This is a genomic window from Photobacterium kasasachensis (assembly GCF_050336885.1).
GTDB lineage: Bacteria > Pseudomonadota > Gammaproteobacteria > Enterobacterales > Vibrionaceae > Photobacterium > Photobacterium kasasachensis.
On the sequence record NZ_JAKJSH010000008.1, the window covers coordinates 269023 to 288040 of the forward strand.

17 protein-coding genes are annotated in these 19018 nt (G+C 37.3%); all 17 read left to right on the forward strand.

Going from position 1 to position 19018, the window contains the following annotated elements:
* Positions 1-233: 233 nt before the first annotated feature.
* Entirely contained in the window at positions 234-1382 is a 1149-nt protein-coding gene (locus L4D19_RS13130) for a polysaccharide export protein (protein ID WP_428452835.1), read from the forward strand.
* Between the two features lie 57 nt (positions 1383-1439).
* Positions 1440-1868 (forward strand): arsenate reductase/protein-tyrosine-phosphatase family protein, encoded by a 429-nt coding sequence (locus L4D19_RS13135; protein ID WP_428452836.1) that lies wholly within the window; start codon positions 1440-1442, stop codon positions 1866-1868.
* A 96-nt stretch (positions 1869-1964) separates the two neighbouring features.
* Complete coding sequence (locus L4D19_RS13140; protein WP_428452837.1) at positions 1965-4130, forward strand: polysaccharide biosynthesis tyrosine autokinase; 2166 nt, start codon at positions 1965-1967, stop codon at positions 4128-4130.
* 222 nt (positions 4131-4352) lie between these two features.
* Positions 4353-5366 carry a UDP-N-acetylglucosamine 4,6-dehydratase (inverting) gene (gene pseB / locus L4D19_RS13145; protein ID WP_428452838.1) on the forward strand — a complete coding sequence of 338 codons (1014 nt, stop codon included), beginning with the start codon at positions 4353-4355 and terminating at the stop codon, positions 5364-5366.
* 9 nt (positions 5367-5375) lie between these two features.
* Positions 5376-6539: a UDP-4-amino-4,6-dideoxy-N-acetyl-beta-L-altrosamine transaminase gene (pseC, locus tag L4D19_RS13150; RefSeq protein ID WP_428452839.1), complete on the forward strand. Its 1164-nt coding sequence runs from the start codon at positions 5376-5378 to the stop codon at positions 6537-6539.
* Positions 6536-7228: a pseudaminic acid cytidylyltransferase gene (gene pseF, locus L4D19_RS13155; RefSeq protein ID WP_428452840.1), complete on the forward strand. Its 693-nt coding sequence runs from the start codon at positions 6536-6538 to the stop codon at positions 7226-7228. The genes pseC and pseF overlap by 4 nt, the downstream gene beginning before the upstream one ends.
* A 1-nt stretch (position 7229) precedes the next feature.
* Positions 7230-8318: a UDP-2,4-diacetamido-2,4,6-trideoxy-beta-L-altropyranose hydrolase gene (gene pseG / locus L4D19_RS13160; protein WP_428452841.1), complete on the forward strand. Its 1089-nt coding sequence runs from the start codon at positions 7230-7232 to the stop codon at positions 8316-8318.
* Positions 8305-8955 (forward strand): formyl transferase, encoded by a 651-nt coding sequence (locus tag L4D19_RS13165; protein ID WP_428452842.1) that lies wholly within the window; start codon positions 8305-8307, stop codon positions 8953-8955. The genes pseG and L4D19_RS13165 overlap by 14 nt, the downstream gene beginning before the upstream one ends.
* Positions 8945-9628 carry a formyl transferase gene (locus tag L4D19_RS13170; RefSeq protein WP_428452843.1) on the forward strand — a complete coding sequence of 228 codons (684 nt, stop codon included), beginning with the start codon at positions 8945-8947 and terminating at the stop codon, positions 9626-9628. Before L4D19_RS13165 ends, L4D19_RS13170 begins: the two co-directional genes overlap by 11 nt.
* Before the next feature lie 11 nt (positions 9629-9639).
* Positions 9640-10692, forward strand: a complete 1053-nt coding sequence (pseI, locus tag L4D19_RS13175; protein ID WP_428452844.1) for a pseudaminic acid synthase — start codon at positions 9640-9642, stop codon at positions 10690-10692.
* Positions 10685-11359, forward strand: coding sequence for a PIG-L deacetylase family protein (locus L4D19_RS13180; RefSeq protein WP_428452845.1), 675 nt, complete (start codon positions 10685-10687; stop codon positions 11357-11359). The genes pseI and L4D19_RS13180 overlap by 8 nt, the downstream gene beginning before the upstream one ends.
* Before the next feature lie 302 nt (positions 11360-11661).
* Positions 11662-13422 (forward strand): asparagine synthase-related protein, encoded by a 1761-nt coding sequence (locus tag L4D19_RS13185; RefSeq protein WP_428452846.1) that lies wholly within the window; start codon positions 11662-11664, stop codon positions 13420-13422.
* Positions 13406-14632: a hypothetical protein gene (locus tag L4D19_RS13190; protein ID WP_428452847.1), complete on the forward strand. Its 1227-nt coding sequence runs from the start codon at positions 13406-13408 to the stop codon at positions 14630-14632. The genes L4D19_RS13185 and L4D19_RS13190 overlap by 17 nt, the downstream gene beginning before the upstream one ends.
* The gene (locus L4D19_RS13195; RefSeq protein ID WP_428452848.1) at positions 14622-15362 is read left to right on the forward strand and encodes an acyltransferase; all 741 of its coding nucleotides are present in this window, start codon (positions 14622-14624) and stop codon (positions 15360-15362) included. The genes L4D19_RS13190 and L4D19_RS13195 overlap by 11 nt, the downstream gene beginning before the upstream one ends.
* Before the next feature lies 1 nt (position 15363).
* Positions 15364-16707 (forward strand): hypothetical protein, encoded by a 1344-nt coding sequence (locus L4D19_RS13200; RefSeq protein WP_428452849.1) that lies wholly within the window; start codon positions 15364-15366, stop codon positions 16705-16707.
* Positions 16700-17947, forward strand: a complete 1248-nt coding sequence (locus tag L4D19_RS13205) for a hypothetical protein (RefSeq protein ID WP_428452850.1) — start codon at positions 16700-16702, stop codon at positions 17945-17947. The genes L4D19_RS13200 and L4D19_RS13205 overlap by 8 nt, the downstream gene beginning before the upstream one ends.
* Entirely contained in the window at positions 17934-18974 is a 1041-nt protein-coding gene (locus L4D19_RS13210) for a glycosyltransferase family 4 protein (protein WP_428452851.1), read from the forward strand. Before L4D19_RS13205 ends, L4D19_RS13210 begins: the two co-directional genes overlap by 14 nt.
* Positions 18975-19018: the final 44 nt, after the last annotated feature.

Sequence of the window (19018 nt, forward strand, 5' to 3'; positions counted from 1 at the left end):
ACCCACGGATACTAGAGAACTTCTTAAAGCACATTGGGAGCTATAACCTAAGGGCGGTAGCGTTCATGAAATTGCCATGGAGCCGTTTTTATCTTCGCTCTTAGATGATATGTAATTATTGTGTATTTGGTTATCCTTAGATGTAGAACCAGATACTAACCCCAGAGAATCTGCTCCAATATTGTTTGTTCAATATGAGTAGGCCTTCATTCATTGATACTGAATCTTATAATATGGATTTCACAAAAAAGTTTCTTTTAACTGCAATGGCATCTGTCATGCTGGTAGGCTGCACGGTGCCTGGTGCTCACTTAACTGTCGATGACAAGAAAGTTATCAAGGTTCAAGATCAAGATAGCGATATTTCTGAGCAGGTGAATGTATACCCTCTAACAGCCAGTGTCGTTAACCAATTCAAAGCGCCTAAGGCTTTTTCTCAAACTAATCCCGGTTTAGATGCAGAAGTAGTACGGTACAGGTATAAAATTGGCCCTGGTGATATTCTTAATGTGACTATTTGGGACCACCCAGAGTTAACAATTCCAGCAGGTTCATACCGTAGTTCAAGTGAATCCGGTAATTGGGTTCATGCCGATGGCACTATTTTCTATCCATATATAGGTATAGTAAGAGTTGGGGGCAAGACGGTTACCGAAGTGCGTGATGAATTGGCTAAACGCCTTGCAGCTTTCATCGAGAGCCCGCAAGTAGATGTTAATGTTGCCGCGTTCCGTTCCCAAAAGACATATATCACTGGAGAGGTAAGCACTCCGGGCCAGCAAGCCATTACCAACGTACCACTGACCTTATTAGATGCGATTAATCGTGCTGGTGGGCTTGCAGCTGATGCTGATTGGCGAAATGTCACACTGACACGCAACGGTGTTGAAGAGCATATTTCTTTATATGCATTAATGCAACGTGGTGACCTAACTCAAAATCGGCTACTTCGGCCAGGAGATATTGTTCACGTTCCTCGCAACGATGCCCAGAAAGTGTTCGTAATGGGGGAGGTGAACGAACCTCAACTGCTTAAGATCGATCGTGCTGGTATGAGCCTGACAGAAGCGCTTAGCAACGTTGGTGGAATTAATCAGCTTTCGGCTGACGCTACTGGTGTTTTTGTTATTCGCGGAAGCAAAGATGGCTCTATAAATAGAAAAGCTGCGACTCAAACTATCGCCAATATTTATCAGCTTAATATTCAAGATGCATCCGCTCTATTGATTGGTACTGAGTTCGAGCTCGAACCATACGACATAGTATATGTTACTGCTGCACCTATCACTCGTTGGAACCGTGTGATAACGCAAATCGTTCCAACAATCAGTGGGTTTAATGACTTGAGTGAAGGTGTTTTGCGGATTAGAAACTGGCCATAAACACGAAGTACTTTGGCTACGATGGTTAGGGCCATAGAATCATCCTTAGGTAATAATATGTTCGAAAAGATTTTAGTCGTCTGCGTTGGCAATATTTGTCGATCACCCTCAGGCGAATATTTGCTTAAAAACTTACTACCCAACAAACATATTGCTTCAGCTGGTGTTGGAGCATTGACTGGTAAGTCTGCTGATAATATGGCAATGGACGTTGCTACTGAAAATGGTGTGAACTTAGAAGGTCATATAGCACAACAGCTAACAAGTGAGTTGTGTCGCGATTATGATCTTATCCTTGTTATGGAAAAGGGGCATGTTGAAGCAGTGACTAAGATAGCTCCAGAAGCTCGAGGCAAAATTATGCTGTTCGGTCAATGGATTGGACAGAAAGATATCCCAGATCCATATCGTCAAAGCCGTGAAGCTTTTGAGCATAGTTATAGTCTGATTGCTGAAGCTGCAAACGCATGGGCGAAGAAATTTTAATAATCCAGGGGCGAGATTTAAGTAACGAGTGGCGAGAGATTGTATTGCTCTTGCCACTTGCCCCACGAAACTCAACACTCATTACTGGAAATAACTATGAGCGTTACGCATAACGTACAGGTCAAGCAATCAGACTCTGATGAGATCGATTTGGGGAAGTTGCTTGGCATTTTGCTAGATAATCGCTGGAATATTATTGCGATTACCTTTGTTTTTGCCATTCTTGGTGTGGCTTATGCACTATTGGCAACACCCAAATATAAGGCTGATGCATTAATTCAGGTAGAAACTAAGAGCTCTGGAATGCCTGCTCTGGGTGATATGGGAGAGTTATTTGCCTCCGAGTCATCTGCTACGACTGAAATTGAGATCATCAAATCTCGTATGATCTTGGGTAAGACAGTAGATAAGCTAAATTTAACAACTGTTGCTTCTCCACATTACTTACCGTTTATAGGCAAGGGCTTAGCGCGAATTCAGGGTAAACAAAGCAATATTTCAATTAGCCGCTTTGAAGTTCCAAGCTTTGTTAATAGACCTGAGTTTACTTTGACAGTTACTAATGCCGAAACTGGTGAATTTGAGCTAGTCGACAGTGACAAGCGTCCTATACTAAATGGACGTCTCGGAGAGTTAGCGCAAAAGGGGGAGTTCCTTTTGTTTGTCAGTCAACTAACTGCAGAAAATGGCACATCATTTAAAATCATAAAAAAATCGCGGCTTGATGCCATCCAGTCATTACAGCGTGATTTATCTGTAAGTGAGCGTGGTAAGCAAACAGGTATTCTTCAGTTATCGTTTACTGGTGAAAATCGCCGTGACATTGAAGAAATTCTCAACGACATTAGTCAGAATTACTTTTTGCAAAATGTTGAGCGTAATTCAGCAGAAGCTGAAAACAGTTTACAGTTTCTTCGTACTCACTTGCCTGACATTAAGAGTCAACTAACGCTTTCTGAAGATCAGTTGAATCAATATCGCCAAGATAACGAGTCGATTGACTTAGGCTTGGAAGCGAAGTCAACGCTTGATGTAATGGTGAAGCTTGAGGCACAATTAAATGAGTTAACCTTTAAAGAAAGTGAAATATCTCAGCGCTTTACAAAAGAACATCCAGCCTACCTATCACTATTAGATAAACGAAAAACCTTACTGGCTGAACGTGACAGATTAAATAATCAGATTCAGAAACTGCCAAAAACTCAGCGAGAAATATTGCGTTTAACTCGTGATGTAGAGGTTAATCAGCAAATTTATGTGCAGCTGTTGAACAAGGTGCAAGAGCTAAATATTGTAAAAGCGAGTACTGTAGGAAATGTGCGTATCTTAGACGCTGCACAATCTTATACCCGTGCTGTGAAACCGAAGAAGTCGTTGATTGTTGTATTGGCTACGTTGCTTGGTGGGATTTTAGCGGTAGCTATTGCTCTTCTTCGTGCAGCTTTTCACCGTGGCGTGGAAAGTCCTGATGAGATCGAAGCAATTGGATTACCAGTCTATGCCAGCGTTCCGATGTCTGATTGGCAAATCGAACTGGAGAAAAAACAAAAAGGCAAGAAGTTGTTAGCAGTTGAAGAGACACTGCTGACAGTTTCAAATCCGGCTGACTTGTCTGTTGAAGCACTTCGAAGTCTTCGAACGAGTTTGCACTTTGCTATGATGGAAGCAAAGAATAATATTTTGATGATTTCTGGTCCGAGCCCTGGTATCGGGAAGTCATTTGTATCAGCAAACATGGCTGCGGTTATCGCAAAGTCAGGCTCAAGGGTACTGGTTATAGATGCTGATATGCGAAAGGGTCAAATGGAACGCCAGATGGCTGTTGGTCACAAGCCAGGGCTGTCTGAATATTTAAGTGGGCAGGCTCAAATCGAATCTCTGCTGAAGCAGCCTGGTGTGGATGGTTTGGATTATATTGGTCGCGGAAATGTACCTCCAAATCCATCTGAGTTATTAATGCACCCTCGTTTTAAAGCGTTAATGGATTGGGCTTCAGCGCACTATGATATGGTGATTGTAGATACACCACCAATTCTGGCAGTCACAGATCCGGCGATTGTTGGTGCCCATGCCGGTACTACGTTGCTCGTAGGTCGTTTTGGGCAGAACTCAGTAAAAGAAATCGATGTTGCCAAACAGCGTTTTGAACAAAATGGAATTGAAGTTAAAGGTTTTATTTTAAATGCGGTAGTTCGTAAAGCCAGTAGTTATTATGGTGGAAGCTATGGTTATTATAATTACAGCTACGAATCGGATAAGTAGAACCCATAAGAGTTAATTAATCCTAATAGAGGTGCTGTAATCAGTACCTCTATTCTTAATGTTAGTTTTAAAGTTATTGATTATATCGACAGTGCTTGAGATTTAGAGAGAGCATATTATAGCGTATTAATTAGTATATGTTATTTGCTGGTTACTAATGTTTATAATAAAGTTGTGTTTAATTATTGCTTGATAGTAGAGTTAAATAGTTGGAAATTTGATATGTTAAATAATAAAACGGTATTGATTACAGGTGGTACGGGATCATTTGGTAAACAGTTTATTCAAACTATTTTGAAACAATACCCAGACGTCAAAAAAATTATCATTTACTCGCGTGATGAATTAAAGCAGTCAGTTATCAAGCAACAATATCCTGCTTATGATTACCCACAGCTTCGGTTCTTCATAGGTGATGTACGTGATAGGGAACGTCTGACACAGGCTTGTGAGAATGTTGATGTTATTATTCATGCAGCAGCCATTAAACAGGTCGATACTGCCGAATATAATCCAACTGAATGTATTCGTACCAATGTAGATGGTGCCGAAAATGTTATCCATGCTGCGCTTGCTTGTGGTGTTAGAGATGTCGTAGCACTTTCTACGGATAAAGCCTGTGCTCCAATTAATCTGTACGGGGCAACAAAACTTGCTTCTGATAAATTATTTGCAGCTGCTAACAATATTCGAGGATCCAAGGATATACGTTTTAGTGTTGTTCGCTACGGAAACGTAATGGGATCTCGCGGATCTGTAATACCTTTCTTTATTAGCAAGAAAGGTGAAGGTGTACTACCTATTACACATGAAGAGATGACACGGTTTAATATTTCACTGCAAGATGGCGTAAACTTAGTGATGTTTGCGCTTGAAAATCATCTTGGTGGTGAAATATTTATTCCAAAAATCCCATCGTATAAGATTTTAGATGTAGCAAAAGCTGTGGCACCAGAGTGTGAAATCCGTGTTGTTGGTATTCGGCCAGGCGAAAAGCTTCATGAAGAAATGATTACAGATACCGACTCATTGAATACAATTGATTTGGGCCCATACTACGCAATTCTGCCTTCAGTCTCCTTCACATACACAGAAGAAGAGTATATGAATCATCATAAAGCTGAAAAAGTTCCATTTGGCTTTAAGTATAATTCAGGAACTAATACAGAGTGGGAGACTGTGGAAGGTCTTCGCGATTTAATCAAGACCCATGTAGATCCAAATTTTAAGGTGTGAGGGAATACCGTGATCCCATATGGTAGGCAAGAAATTACTCAACAAGATATTGATGCTGTTGTTGATGTATTAAAATCTGACTTTTTAACTCAGGGCCCTAAAGTTCCAGAGTTTGAGACATCTTTGACTTGCTACACTGGAGCTAAGCATGCATTGGCCGTTAATAGTGCAACTTCGGCATTGCATATTGCCTGCTTAGCTTTAGGTCTAGGTCAAGATGATCTGCTTTGGACAACTCCGATAACTTTCGTTGCTTCAGCTAACTGTGGACTGTATTGCGGAGCCAAAGTCGATTTTGTTGATATCGATCCAACTACTTATAATATGTGTCCCGCCAAGTTAGAAGAGAAACTAATTACCGCTAGGGCTGAAGGAAAGCTGCCTAAGGTTGTTATTCCTGTTCACTTATGTGGTCAGCCATGCGATATGAAAGCTATTCATGCGCTATCAAAAGAGTACGGATTCAAGATTATTGAAGATGCCTCACATGCAGTTGGTGGACGTTATGACGACAAGCCAGTTGGGAGCTGTGAATACTCTGACATTACCGTTTTTAGTTTTCATCCGGTTAAAATAGTAACAACTGCAGAAGGTGGTGTAGCGTTAACCAATGACGATATGCTTGCTGAGAAAATGGGCCTGTATCGTAGTCATGGTGTAACACGAGATCCTAACTTAATGGTGGGAGAGTCACATGGCGGTTGGTACTACCAGCAAGTGGAACTTGGTTATAATTATCGAATGACAGAACTTCAAGCTGCTCTTGGGGTTTCGCAAATGCAGCGTCTTGATGAGTTTGTCTCAGCTCGTCATCAGCTTGCTGAACGTTATAATCAAAAGCTTACAGATCTTCCTGTAATTACGCCGTATCAGTTAGATAATACATACTCAGGTCTTCATTTGTATGTAATTCGCTTAAGGTTGGATGAGATTAATAAGTCACATCAACAAGTTTTCGATGAATTGCGTGCGAATGGTATTGGCGTGAACTTACATTATATCCCTATTCACACTCAGCCTTATTATAAGGATATGGGTTTTAATGATGGCGATTTCCCGCTGGCTGAAACCTATTATTCCGAGGCAATCTCTTTACCAATGTTTCATACGATGTCTATTGAGCAGCAAGACACAGTCGTGGACACATTAGAGAAGGTGTTAGCATTATCATGAAAGTAGCTATTATTCCGGCTCGTGGTGGCAGTAAGCGAATTCCAAGAAAGAATATCAAGCCATTTTTAGGGAAGCCGATTATTGCTTACTCCATTGAAGCAGCTAAGCAAGCTGGGTGTTTTGACCGGATTATCGTTTCAACAGACGATGAGGAAATAGCAAAAGTAGCTGCATCTTACGGTGCTGAAATACCATTTCTTCGATCCGCAGTGTTGTCCGATGATTTTACTGGAACAAATGCTGTAGTAGCAGATACTTTACGTCGTTTGGAACAGAAGGTTGATTACGCTTGTTGTATATATGCTACAGCACCTTTCGTTCGTCCAGAAACGTTGTCACGAGGATTTGAGTTACTAACTCAAAATGCGAATAGTGAGTTCTCAGTAACTGTTACAAGTTTCCCTTTTCCTATCCAACGAGCTGTCCACCTGAATCAAGGTAAGCTACTGGATATGCGTGAGCCTGAAAACCGTATGACACGGTCTCAAGATCTGGAAGAAATGTACCATGATGCCGGCCAGGTTTATTGGGGAAGAGCTCTATCTTTCCTAAATGACAAACCACTATTTGCTGGTAATACAGAGGCCATCATGTTGCCTCGTTACTTGGTTCAGGATATTGATACTCTTGAGGATTGGACTCGTGCAGAGAACATGTATCGGGTACTAGAGGATCAAGGACTAGTCTGAAGTGAAAATAGCAATTCGAGCCGACTCAGGCAGTTACATTGGTAGTGGGCATATAATGCGTACCCTTACGTTGGCTTCTGAACTTAAAAAAAAAGGACATCAGATACTTTTTTTGAGCAAGCCTCATGATGGGCATGTGCTTAAAGTGGTCGAAGATCATGGCTTTGAAGTTGCTCGACTGAAGATGATCCCCAACGTTTCTGACAATGCTTTGCCACACTCTGATTGGTTGGGAGGTACTCAGCTAGATGACGCCAAACAGTGCATAGAAAAGATTTATGAAACATTTGGCGCAGGTGCCGATTTAGTTGTTGTAGATCATTATGGTATTGATGAGCTATGGGAGCGTTACTTGGAGAGCCGAGGTTCTCATGTATTCGTCATCGATGATCTTGCCGACAGGCGACATTGCTGCAACTTACTTATGGATCAGACGTACGATAGAAAAGCCACAGCATATAGCACTATAGTTCCTGATAATTGCAAGCTACTGCTTGGTTCGCAGTTTGCCATGCTCAGAGAGGAGTTCAGTGTTGACAAACATGAGGTTATCTTGAGTCGTCAGCAATCTGTTAATCGTGGAATGAACCGTGTTCTGGTTATGATGGGCGGTACCGATCATCTTGATATCACATCAAGAGTACTGACATGCCTGAAGCAAGATAGTACGACAGAGAGAGTGACTGTCGTACTCGGCCCAACAGCTGTTCACCGAAAAAAGGTTGCCATTTTTTGTGAAAGAGAAGGGTTTGAGCTAAAAGTCGGTGTTAGTAATGTTGCTGAGTTGATGTTAGAAAACGATATTTGTTTTGGTGCTGCGGGAACCAGTTCTTGGGAGCGTTGCGCAGTAGGAATGCCAAGTTTACTGGTGGCTTTTGCCGATAATCAGCGGCTGATAGCTGAAAATTTGGCAAGCAAAGGTGTAATTAGGCTTCTTCCTGATGATTTTGATATCGATTTCGTTTTATCTGAGCTACGAGACTTAAGAATATCAAGAAATTACTTAGATACCGTAAGTAATTGTCTTGAAGTCTGTGATGGGCATGGTGTCAAGAGAGTTATAGAAGAGTTGTTCAATGAAAGAGATTAAAACAGTCAATGTATTAGTTGATAATGATTCTTGGATTCTACCTTATGCAGAGCAGTTTGTTACCTGGTGTAATAAACGTGGGGTTGAAGCAAGCTTGTCTCGCCACCAGGATGAACTGCGAGAGGCTGATGTAAGCTTTTTTCTTGGCTGTGTGAAACTGGTCCATGAAAAAAATTTAGTTAAGAGCCGTCATAATTTAGTGGTGCATGAAAGCGATTTACCTAAGGGTAAGGGGTTCGCGCCTGTTGCCTGGCAAATCATCGAAGGCCAGAATGTAATTCCGGTATGCCTGATTGAGGCTTCAAAAAATGCGGATAGTGGTGATATTTGGCTTCGTGATGAAATAACGCTTGATGGAACTGAGCTAAACCCTGAATGGCGCAATAAGCAGGGAACCGTCACGATAGACTTGTGCCAGTTGTTCGTGAGTCGTTATTCTGAACTAAGTCCGGAATCACAAGTTGGTGAGGAAAGCTTTTATACGCGTCGAAGACCAGAAGATAGCGAACTGAACATGTCAAAGACGTTGGCTGAACAATTTCAGTTACTTCGTGTAGTGGATAATGATTCTTATCCTGCTTTCTTTAGATATAAGAATAAAAAGTACAAGGTTGAGATTACTGAATATGACGAATAATACATATGTAATCGCTACAATTAAACCATGGAATATTAATCACTTTCACCGAATAAAAGATACTTTGCCAGGAACTTGGCACTTAATTACTTCGAAAGATATGCTGACCACTGAATGGTTAAGTACTATCAATCCAAGATATATTTTCTTTCCGCATTGGAGTTGGATTGTACCTGAGGAAGTACTTAATCGTTGGGAATGTGTATGCTTTCATATGGCAGATGTTCCTTATGGTAGAGGTGGTAGCCCTTTGCAGAATCTAGTTGAGCGAGGCCATAGTGATACAAAAGTTTCGGCTCTACGTATGGTTAAAGAGCTGGATGCTGGGCCTGTTTATAAGAAATTAGATCTATCACTCGCAGGTTCTGCACAAGATATCTTTGAACGTATGGTTCCAAAAGTTTATGACTTGATACGTTATATCGCTAGTGATGAACCTATGCCGCAAGCACAAATGGGTGAAGGTTGCACCTTTAGACGCAGAACGCCAGAGCAAAGTCAGCTGCCAGTTTCAGGAGAAACAGAGGAGCTATATAACCATATTCGGATGCTTGATGCAGAAACTTATCCTAAGGCTTTCCTTGATAATGGGGATTTTAGGCTGGAGTTCGACAAGGCATACTTGGACTCGGACGGAAAAGTCGTTGCCAGAGTCATCATCTCTCAAAAATAAAGGTATAGAGAATGAAAACAATTTATATTGATGGCCGCGCTATTGGTCCGAACCATAAGCCATATATCATCGCTGAGCTATCTGCGAACCACAATGGTTCAATTGATCGGGCACTCGAGACAATCGAAATGGCAAAAGCTGCAGGTGCAGACGCTATTAAATTGCAAACTTACACGCCTGATACTATGACCATCGACTGTGATAAACCTGATTTTCAGGTTAAAGGCGGTTTGTGGGATGGATATAAACTTTATGATTTGTATGAATGGGCGCATACTCCATTCGAATGGCATAAAGCAATGTTCGAGAAAGCGCGCGAGTTGGGTATTACAGTATTCTCTACACCGTTTGATGAAAGCGCTGTAGAGCTCCTTGAAGAATTAGATGCACCTGCGTACAAGATCGCGTCATTTGAACTAACTGATTTACCACTAATAAAGCGGGTTGCCCAAACAGGGAAACCGATGATTATGTCTACAGGGATGGCTAATTATCAGGAGATAAAAGAAGCTGTTGAGACTGCACGAGATAATGGTTGTAATGAGCTAGTTGTTCTTCACTGTATAAGTGGTTACCCATCTCCTGTTGATCAAGCAAACCTTGCAACCATTCCTAATATTGCTCAAGAATTTGACTGTATTGTCGGACTTTCTGATCACACATTAGGGACAGTTGTATCGGTTGCATCTATTGCAATGGGGGCAAGTCTAATTGAAAAGCATGTCACCCTAAGCCGAGAAGAAAAGGGGCCTGATTCTGAATTTTCGTTAGAACCGCAGGAGTTGAAACAACTTTGCGATGACACAGAGTCTGCTTGGAAAGCAATTGGTACTGCGGGGTACGAGCGCAAACCGGTTGAAGAAGCAAGCATGAAATTCCGACGCTCGGTATATTTTGTGAAAGACATAAAAGCAGGCGATGTGATCACAAACGATGATATTCGTCGCGTAAGACCTGGCTATGGTTTAGCTCCCAAATATTATGATGATCTAATCGGTAAACGAGCAAAAGTTGATATCGATTTTGGTACGGCTACAAGTTGGGATCTTATTGACAATGACTAGTAAAGTCTTAGTTGTTGCAGCTCACTCTGATGATGAGGCTCTTGGTTGTGCTGGTACTATAGCTAAGCATATTGATAATGGTGATCAAGTCACCGTTATGTTTATGACTGATGGCGTTTCCTCCAGGGAGGAATTAGAAGTCCAGGCAGGGGAGCTGAGGAATGAGGCTGCAATTAAGGCCTTGGGCATTTTGGGAGTAGCTGAAGTTAAGCAATACTCATTCCCCGATAACAAGATGGATTCAGTACCACTACTGGATGTTGTACAGGCAGTTGAAGAAGTACTGAGTGAGTATAATCCAAGTGTTGTGTACACTCACTTTGCAAGTGATTTGAATATGGATCACTGTATTACCCATCGTGCGGTGATGACAGCATGTCGCCCTCAGAGTTGGTCATCAGTGAGAGAAATTTATAGCTTTGAAGTATTATCATCAACGGAATGGGCTAGCCGGACTGGATCACAATTTGTGCCGCAGCGTATCGTTGATATTTCTGCATACTGGGAGATGAAACTTAATGCGCTTAAATGCTATGAAGTTGAAATGAGATCATATCCACACAGTCGAAGTTATGAGTGTATTGAAGCTCAAGCGAAATATCGTGGCGCAACGCATGGCATGGCTATGGCTGAAGCTTTCGTAATAGAAAGAATCTTAGAAAGATGATCCCTGATTTATATTCTTAAAATTAAAATATGACTGGTTTAAGGAATAAACTAGTCATATCAAGAAGTGTCTTGGAATTGATGTAGTAGTTCGAGGGGGATTGAACTGCAATTATAAGTTGCTAACAAGTTATTAAAGGTAATCTAATAAAATTGTTTCTAAAATCCAAATGTATCTTTGGATGTTATAAATTTTTATGTTGTTTTTAATAAAGTAATTTATATATCAATAATTAGATAAAATAAGTTAATGATTGATCATATAGATGATTGTTATGGTCACCTATTAGAATTGGACTTTAAATGAAAAGTTATAACTTTAAAATAAATAAAAAACAGAAACATCAATCAAATTCAAATTTAGCAGTTGATTCATTTGTCCAATTTGAAAATGAAGACTATCTGTTATTGGGTGATTGCCGACTCTATGGAAACAAAGTTGATCCGAGTTCAATCATTGCTGACTTCTTAGATTGTAATAAAGGTCCAAGCAGTATTGATGGCGAGTTTAGCTTTGTTCTTGTAAATAAGAAAGAAGGTAAAGCTTATTTGGTTCGAGACCAAATGGGTGTAAAAAATATTTACTATACTGTAGAAAATGATGAGTTAAAAATAAGTTCAAATGTTTTTGACCTTATTTCTATGAGAACCAATAAAGAATTTTCTGTAGATGGTGTAGCTCAATACCTGATATATGAATATGTTCAAGATCCAATAACTCTGTTCGAGGATGTATGGTCAGTGGAACGGGGACAGGTCATTGAAATAAAATTGGACAGCTTATCCATATTATCGAAAGACTATTTCAGATTACCATTAAGAGAAATAAAAGAAAATAACGATGAAGGAATTGATTACTTCTCGTCAAAGTTGCGTGATGAAATAACCGCAGCTCATGAAAAAAGGGTTAAGAGTAATAATACGATAATGCTATCTGGTGGAATAGATTCGACCGTAATGGCAATTGCTCTAAAAAAAGATCTTGGAATTAGTAATCTAAATTCTGTAACTTTTGATACAAAATATGCTGACTTCAGTGAAGCTGAATATGCTAGCTCTGTTGCTAAGAAGATGGGAATAAAACATTCAGTTATTCAGGTTGATCCTTTTAACGAAAGCGTTGATTTGTTTGATATAGTTGATCGATCAAATTTCCCTTATCATGGCTCAATAATGCTTAACGCAATAATGAAATCTGGTAAGATAGAAGAAAATAGCAACTTTTTTTCAGGGCAAGACACTAGAATCCATACCCCAAGCCTACATACATTTGATACTGCCTACTTTAACTATTTTAGAAATAATAATATTAATAGCCTGATCGCGAAATTAAGTGATTTTATTCTGGATAAGAACTTGGTTAATAATGGCAAGGTTAAAAAAGTACTGAAAAGGGGACGGATTTTCAATAGAAGAGAACAATACATATTATCAAATATGTATCATATGCATGATGAATCGCTAATATTCGATTCTGAATATATAGAAAAGCATAACGAGAGATTGTTTAAAGAATTTGAGGCTGCACCTAGCGATTTAAGAAGCTTGTACAATCATATTGTAGACTTTGCATGGAGCTGGCAATATACCGATGATATTGCTTACATGACAAACAACTTTAATCATGCTGGTCACAATAACAGTATGCCATTTTATGATATTGGGTTGGCGAATTTTTCTGCATCAATACCAATGAAGTTTGCTTTACATAGAACCAAAGGTAAATCTGGGTTTGGGAAGAAAAGTAAATATGTGAATAAGTATGTACTCAGAGAGGCATACAAACAGGACTTGTCGCAAGAATTGATCTATAGGGATAAAGCTGTTGCTATTACAAATCACACATATTTAAACACAGTTATGAGCGATCATATATCAAACTTTTTTAGTGCTCCCAAGCTGAAGAGTACAAAAGCGTACGAGATTCTTGGCTTAGATAAATTAGTTAAAATTGCACTCAAAAACAATAAATGCTGGAATGTTACTGATTATCTGCAAGTAGTCGAAATTCAGAACTTACTGTTTCTTGAAGTAATTGCAAGAAAATATGATGTTTGTAATTAGTCTTATAAGAAAACACTCTGGATTAATTAATTATACATTACTGAATATAATCGATAAGGGCTTAATATTTTGTATCCCTCTTATTGTTTTATTTCTTGTTAATGATGTAGAATTATTTAATAAAATCGAGTATATATACTCCTTATCAGCCTTCTTGGTGATTTTTCTTGATTTTGGTGTTAAGAATTACCTGTTTTATGGTTATAGGAATAGTAATAACAGATGTGATTTTCTTGCACAAACGCAAAGGTTCACTTACATAATTACATCATTTTATATAGCAATTGTGTTCTTGCTAGCTGCAATATCACTGTTAGATATTGCTGAGATTGATGTATTGTTGTTCGTGTTTGTATTTATAAGAGTAACATACTCAATGCTGACAGTATTGATGGGTTATTTTTATCGATTAATCAATACACCCAGCAAGATATTCAATTATACAATTACTGTTTCGATTCTGACCATGGTTATATTGGCAGTATATTCAATTTTAGAATGGAAAGTTAACTTATTAGTATTCTTTACATTTTATATCGCTATTATCATAGCCTATTGTACTTTCAATTTTAATTTAATAAAATCCTTTGACTATTTAGAAAGTAGCCAACTGGTTAAAAGTGCGATAAGGTATTCTTATCCATTAATGATTAATTTAGTCATGGTTACAGTCATTAACCAGTTTGGAAAAGTATATGCCTATAACTTTTTATCATCAGACGATATGATGTCATTGTCTGTTGTACAGAGAATAACATTAATAATTACTCTGGTTCATTCATCAATCTTGGGTTATTTTAGTAAAAACCTATTTGTTAATGATAGTAAAAAGAGTCATTACAAGATCTTCTCATTCTACTTTGCATTAATGCTGCTAGTTATTTGTGTAATTCTGGCGTTATATCAAGTTAATTCGATGTTTAACGTTCTGGAAATTACTATCAGCAACGTATACCTTTCTTTAATGTTACTTGCAACACTATTATGGTGTATAACAGCCTATTTTGAGGTGTATTATAATAAATTCAATAAAAATAAGTTAATCCCATTGATAACTTCTTCCGGTTTTATTGCTTTTTTTATGGCTGTTTTATTATTTAGTGTTGATTTAGAACTTGTAATTACAGCAATGTTTGTGAGTAACTTTGTATCATTTATTGTTTCGATAACACTTCTTTATAAACATAGAGATTATTTCAATGAAACTTAAATTAGGATTGCTATTAATTATATCATGTTTGCCATTCAATGCTCTTAGGCTGTTATTATATAGATGTCTGTTTAAGTACGAAATAGGTGGTAGCTCAAAGATAGGAATGTTCAATATTCTAATTTGTGATAAATGTAGGATTGAAAATGCTTCTATTGGTAATTTTAATTTCATTAAAGTTGCCAGTTTAAATATGAGAGACAATGCTGTTGTAAATAAGCTAAATAAGTTCTCCAATATAAATGAGCTGGTATTATGTCAAAATAGTGTAATTGTAAAGAATAACTCATTTGTAGGTACCCGTGATGGGGTTAGCCCTTATAAAGAAAGGGAGTGTTTATTCTTAGGAAGGGACAGTTTAATAGTCAGTGATGCTCATTTTGATTTATCTGACACCATAAAAATTGGCAATAATGTGGTTTTTGGCGGGACAGAACATCAAGTTTGGACTCATGGTTTTAACTCTAATCGAGTAAAGATACAGGCACCGATCACTATCGAAAACAACGTGTATTTCGGTAGTAGATGTACAATTCTTCCCGGAGTAACAATTTGTTCAGATGTCGAACTCGGCGCATCTACAACTGTTTCAAAAAATATTAATGAATCAGGTTTTTATGTTTCTTCCCAATTGCTACAAAAAAAACGAGAAACTCAACTAGATTTAAGTAATGCCGTCATACATAATAATTCTACTTTTTTAATAAAAGATAATACCATTAAGAGCTAACATGAAAAACATATGTTTTATTGCAAACTATGATAAAACCACTTTCTTCAATAAAATTGCATCAGAACTAAAAAATAATAATRTGAATATTTTTTGGATGGTTGTAAATAAAAATATCAAAGAAGAACTTGAAATCAACTACCCAAATGAAAATATACTATATCTGCATAAAAATACTCCGACATCTGAACCTATTGGTGAGTTTAAAGTTAATGAGCTAATTGATACAGACAGAATTTTATCTTTAGAAAAAACGGCTTCTCGTCGATATCTTGAATCAATACAGAAAGATATATATGAGTTTGTGCTCAGAAATAAGATAAGTTTCGTCTTTGGTGAATTAACATGGGCTCATGAGATTCTTGCTTCAAGAATTATTGCGAATGCGACTGAGTTAAAGTGTCGTTTTTTGAATCCGCATACTATAAGAATTCCAAATGGAAGGTTTGCATTTTTTTGTGATGAGTTTCAGTCTAAAATGCTTGAACCAAGTAATAGTACAGAACATGAAGCAAACGAACTTGTTCTGGAAAAACCAGATTATTTAAAGCTGAACGATAAGCTTATTGAGGAAAGGAGCGCTTTGAGGCATCAACTAAAGGTGCTAAACAGGTTTATTTTTAATAAGGGTTATTACGATGTAAATGATCCAACATTGCATCAAAATAAGTATAGTAAGTTAGTCTCGAAACTTGAAAATCAGATGAATAAGTTACTATATAATAAAATCGCTAGAAAGGATGTCGGTTTTATAGAAGGCAAGAAATATGTTCTTTACCCTCTACATAAGCAGCCCGAAGCATCAATTGATGCGTTTGGAAGATACTATGAGGACCAGTTAAAAAACATCAGAAAGATCTGGAGAGTATTACCGAATGATTGGTGCTTGCTCGTAAAAGAACATACCAATGCAATTGGAGATCGCAGTCAAGCTTTCTATAAATCATTGTTATCTTTGCCCTCAGTATATATCGTTGATGAAAAATGCGATTCACACCATTTAATTAAAAACTGTCAAGCTGTGTTTACAGTGACTGGAACAGTTGCATACGAATCGGCGTTGTTAAATATTCAATCATTTACATTTGTACCTACATTTTTCAATCAATTTTCAACGTGTCATAGGATTACTGTGGAAGATTTTAGAACAATGGAATCTTTCGAAGATTTTTTAGAAAAGAAAAAGTTACAAATAAATCATCTAGAAGACGAATTATATAAGGAAACATTGCTTAAATGCAGCTTTCAAGGAATTATAAGTGATCCCATCAGTGACATTCGATGCATCTCTGAAAACAACATCAATGATGTCAGTCGAGCATTTTTGCGAGTAATTAATGATTAAGCTTGATTTTTTCTATAAAATTACAATCTTTTTTCTTTTAGTGCAGACTGTTGTAGTCACAAACTCTATAAAAGGGTTGTTAGTTCCCTATGTATCAGTGATTTTATTTACAGCTATATTATTCTTAAAACTACACCAAAATGATGTAAAAAGATTTTTTTATGAATTATCRATTGCGCTCTTAGTTTTTGTTGCTCTAGTATTACCAAGTCAATTATCAAATTTGATTCTTAATAATGGTAATTTTATTAATTTTTCATTATGGATTTCATCTGATTCACCTGAATTATTATCATTTAGAAGTAGCTTCTTTACACAGGGGATTTATTTTCTAATTTGCTTGATGTTTTTTTATGCGACTAACTATAGTTTGCGAAAAGGAACTTTCAGTGAAATAAATAAATTTCTTCGTTTAGGACTGATTTTCTTCATTGCTTATGGCTATTTTTCATACCTTTCTTTTTTTATTTTTGGAAAAAATATTGATTTTTTATCAAATAGATTAACTGGTGCGGATACCATATTTGGTGGAATATATCAGTTTGTTAATTTGGGGGGATTAACGCTACCTCGTTTTCAGTCGCTAACTGGTGAACCATCTATGTTTGCCTTTTCTATTTTCCCATTTTTTATTTATTTTTATTATATGCGAGATAAGTTCATGTATATGAACTTACTAGTTGTATTATTATTATCAACATCGGGAACAGCGATAGTAGGTTTTGCCACCTTTATAATAATGGATTCTATTCTTTACCGAAAGGCAAGGAATTTTCTTGTTGTTTTTTCTATTTTACTAGCCTCACTAGTTGTATTCAACTTCAGTGTTATTCTGGATTTCGCGATTTTTTTCATATCAAAGCTAAACTCTGAACATATATCTGGAGTGGAGAGGTTAAGTCACATAGTTGAATCAGTAAGGTATTTTGGTCAATTAAGTTGGCTTAATCAGCTATTTGGTATCGGCTTTGGCTATAGCCGATCGACAAATGGTTTCACAACGATACTACTAAACAACGGTTTGATTGGATTGGTATTTGTTTTAGGTGTGTATTTATATCCCTTAGTGACGATAAAAACTAACAATAACCCGGCAGTGCAAGGGATAAAAATGGCAAACATAACTGTTTTGGTTATGATGCTGATTTCAGTTCCTGAATTTTACAATTTGCACATCTATTTTTTATTGTCATTGTTATTTAACATTAAATATATTGGTACAAAATATGCTGGTGGTTAATGCAAGATTTTTGACACAGGATTTAACTGGTGTACAGCGATTTGCTATAGAAATATCTAAAGAGTTAAAAAAGTACAATACTAAAGTGGTGTTTGTTGCTCCTCATAATATAAAAGATAAGATCCTGGCAGAATATTTGGACGTTCAAGTAATTGGCAATTCAACAGGTCATTTATGGGAGCAAGTTGAATTGCCACTCTATCTTAAAAGAAAATGTGCTAATGCAACTTTAATCAATTTTTGTAACACAGCTCCGATACTTTATTGCAATAAAGTATCAACTGTTCATGATATAGCCTTTATTAAGTGGTCAAAATCATTCAGTAAGAGTTTCTCAATGTTTTATAAGTTTCTAATTCCACTTATCATAAAAAGTAGTAAGAGACTTGTAACTGTAAGCGAATTTTCTAAAACAGAAATTGAACGTTACTACAAGCTAAGTTCTTCTCCTTTTATCGTCATTCACAATGCTGTTGACGATAGTTTTAAGGGGTATACATCAAATTATAAAAAAGATAATTACATACTTGCTGTATCTTCTCTGAATTCTCAGAAGAACTTCGAAGGTTTGCTAAATGCTTTTCACCTTACGAATGATAATACTTTGAAACTTAAAATTGTAGGCTCAAGAAATCAAGCATTCAGTAATAGTGTTTTCACTGATAAAGATTTTAATGACCGAATAGAGTTTCTTGGTAGAGTAAGTGATGAGGAATTAAAAGAACTTTATAGCAACGCTAAGTGCTTTGTATATCCATCCTTTTATGAAGGTTTTGGTATTCCCCCGCTAGAGGCTCAAAGTTGTTTATGTCCTGTTATAGTTTCGGATGCTGCCAGTTTACCTGAAGTCTGTAAGGATAGTGTTCTTTATTGTGATCCATATGATCCAATAGATATCGCAGCAAAGATAGATCTTGTTTGTAGTGACTATGCACTAACAAGAAGATTAATAGACAGTGGTATTAAAAATATAGAACGATTTTCTTGGGAAAAATCAGCTTTAGCATATATGAATCTTATTGACTAAGATTGTCGGCATTTCTTCCATTTTTCATATTATAATAATTTAAC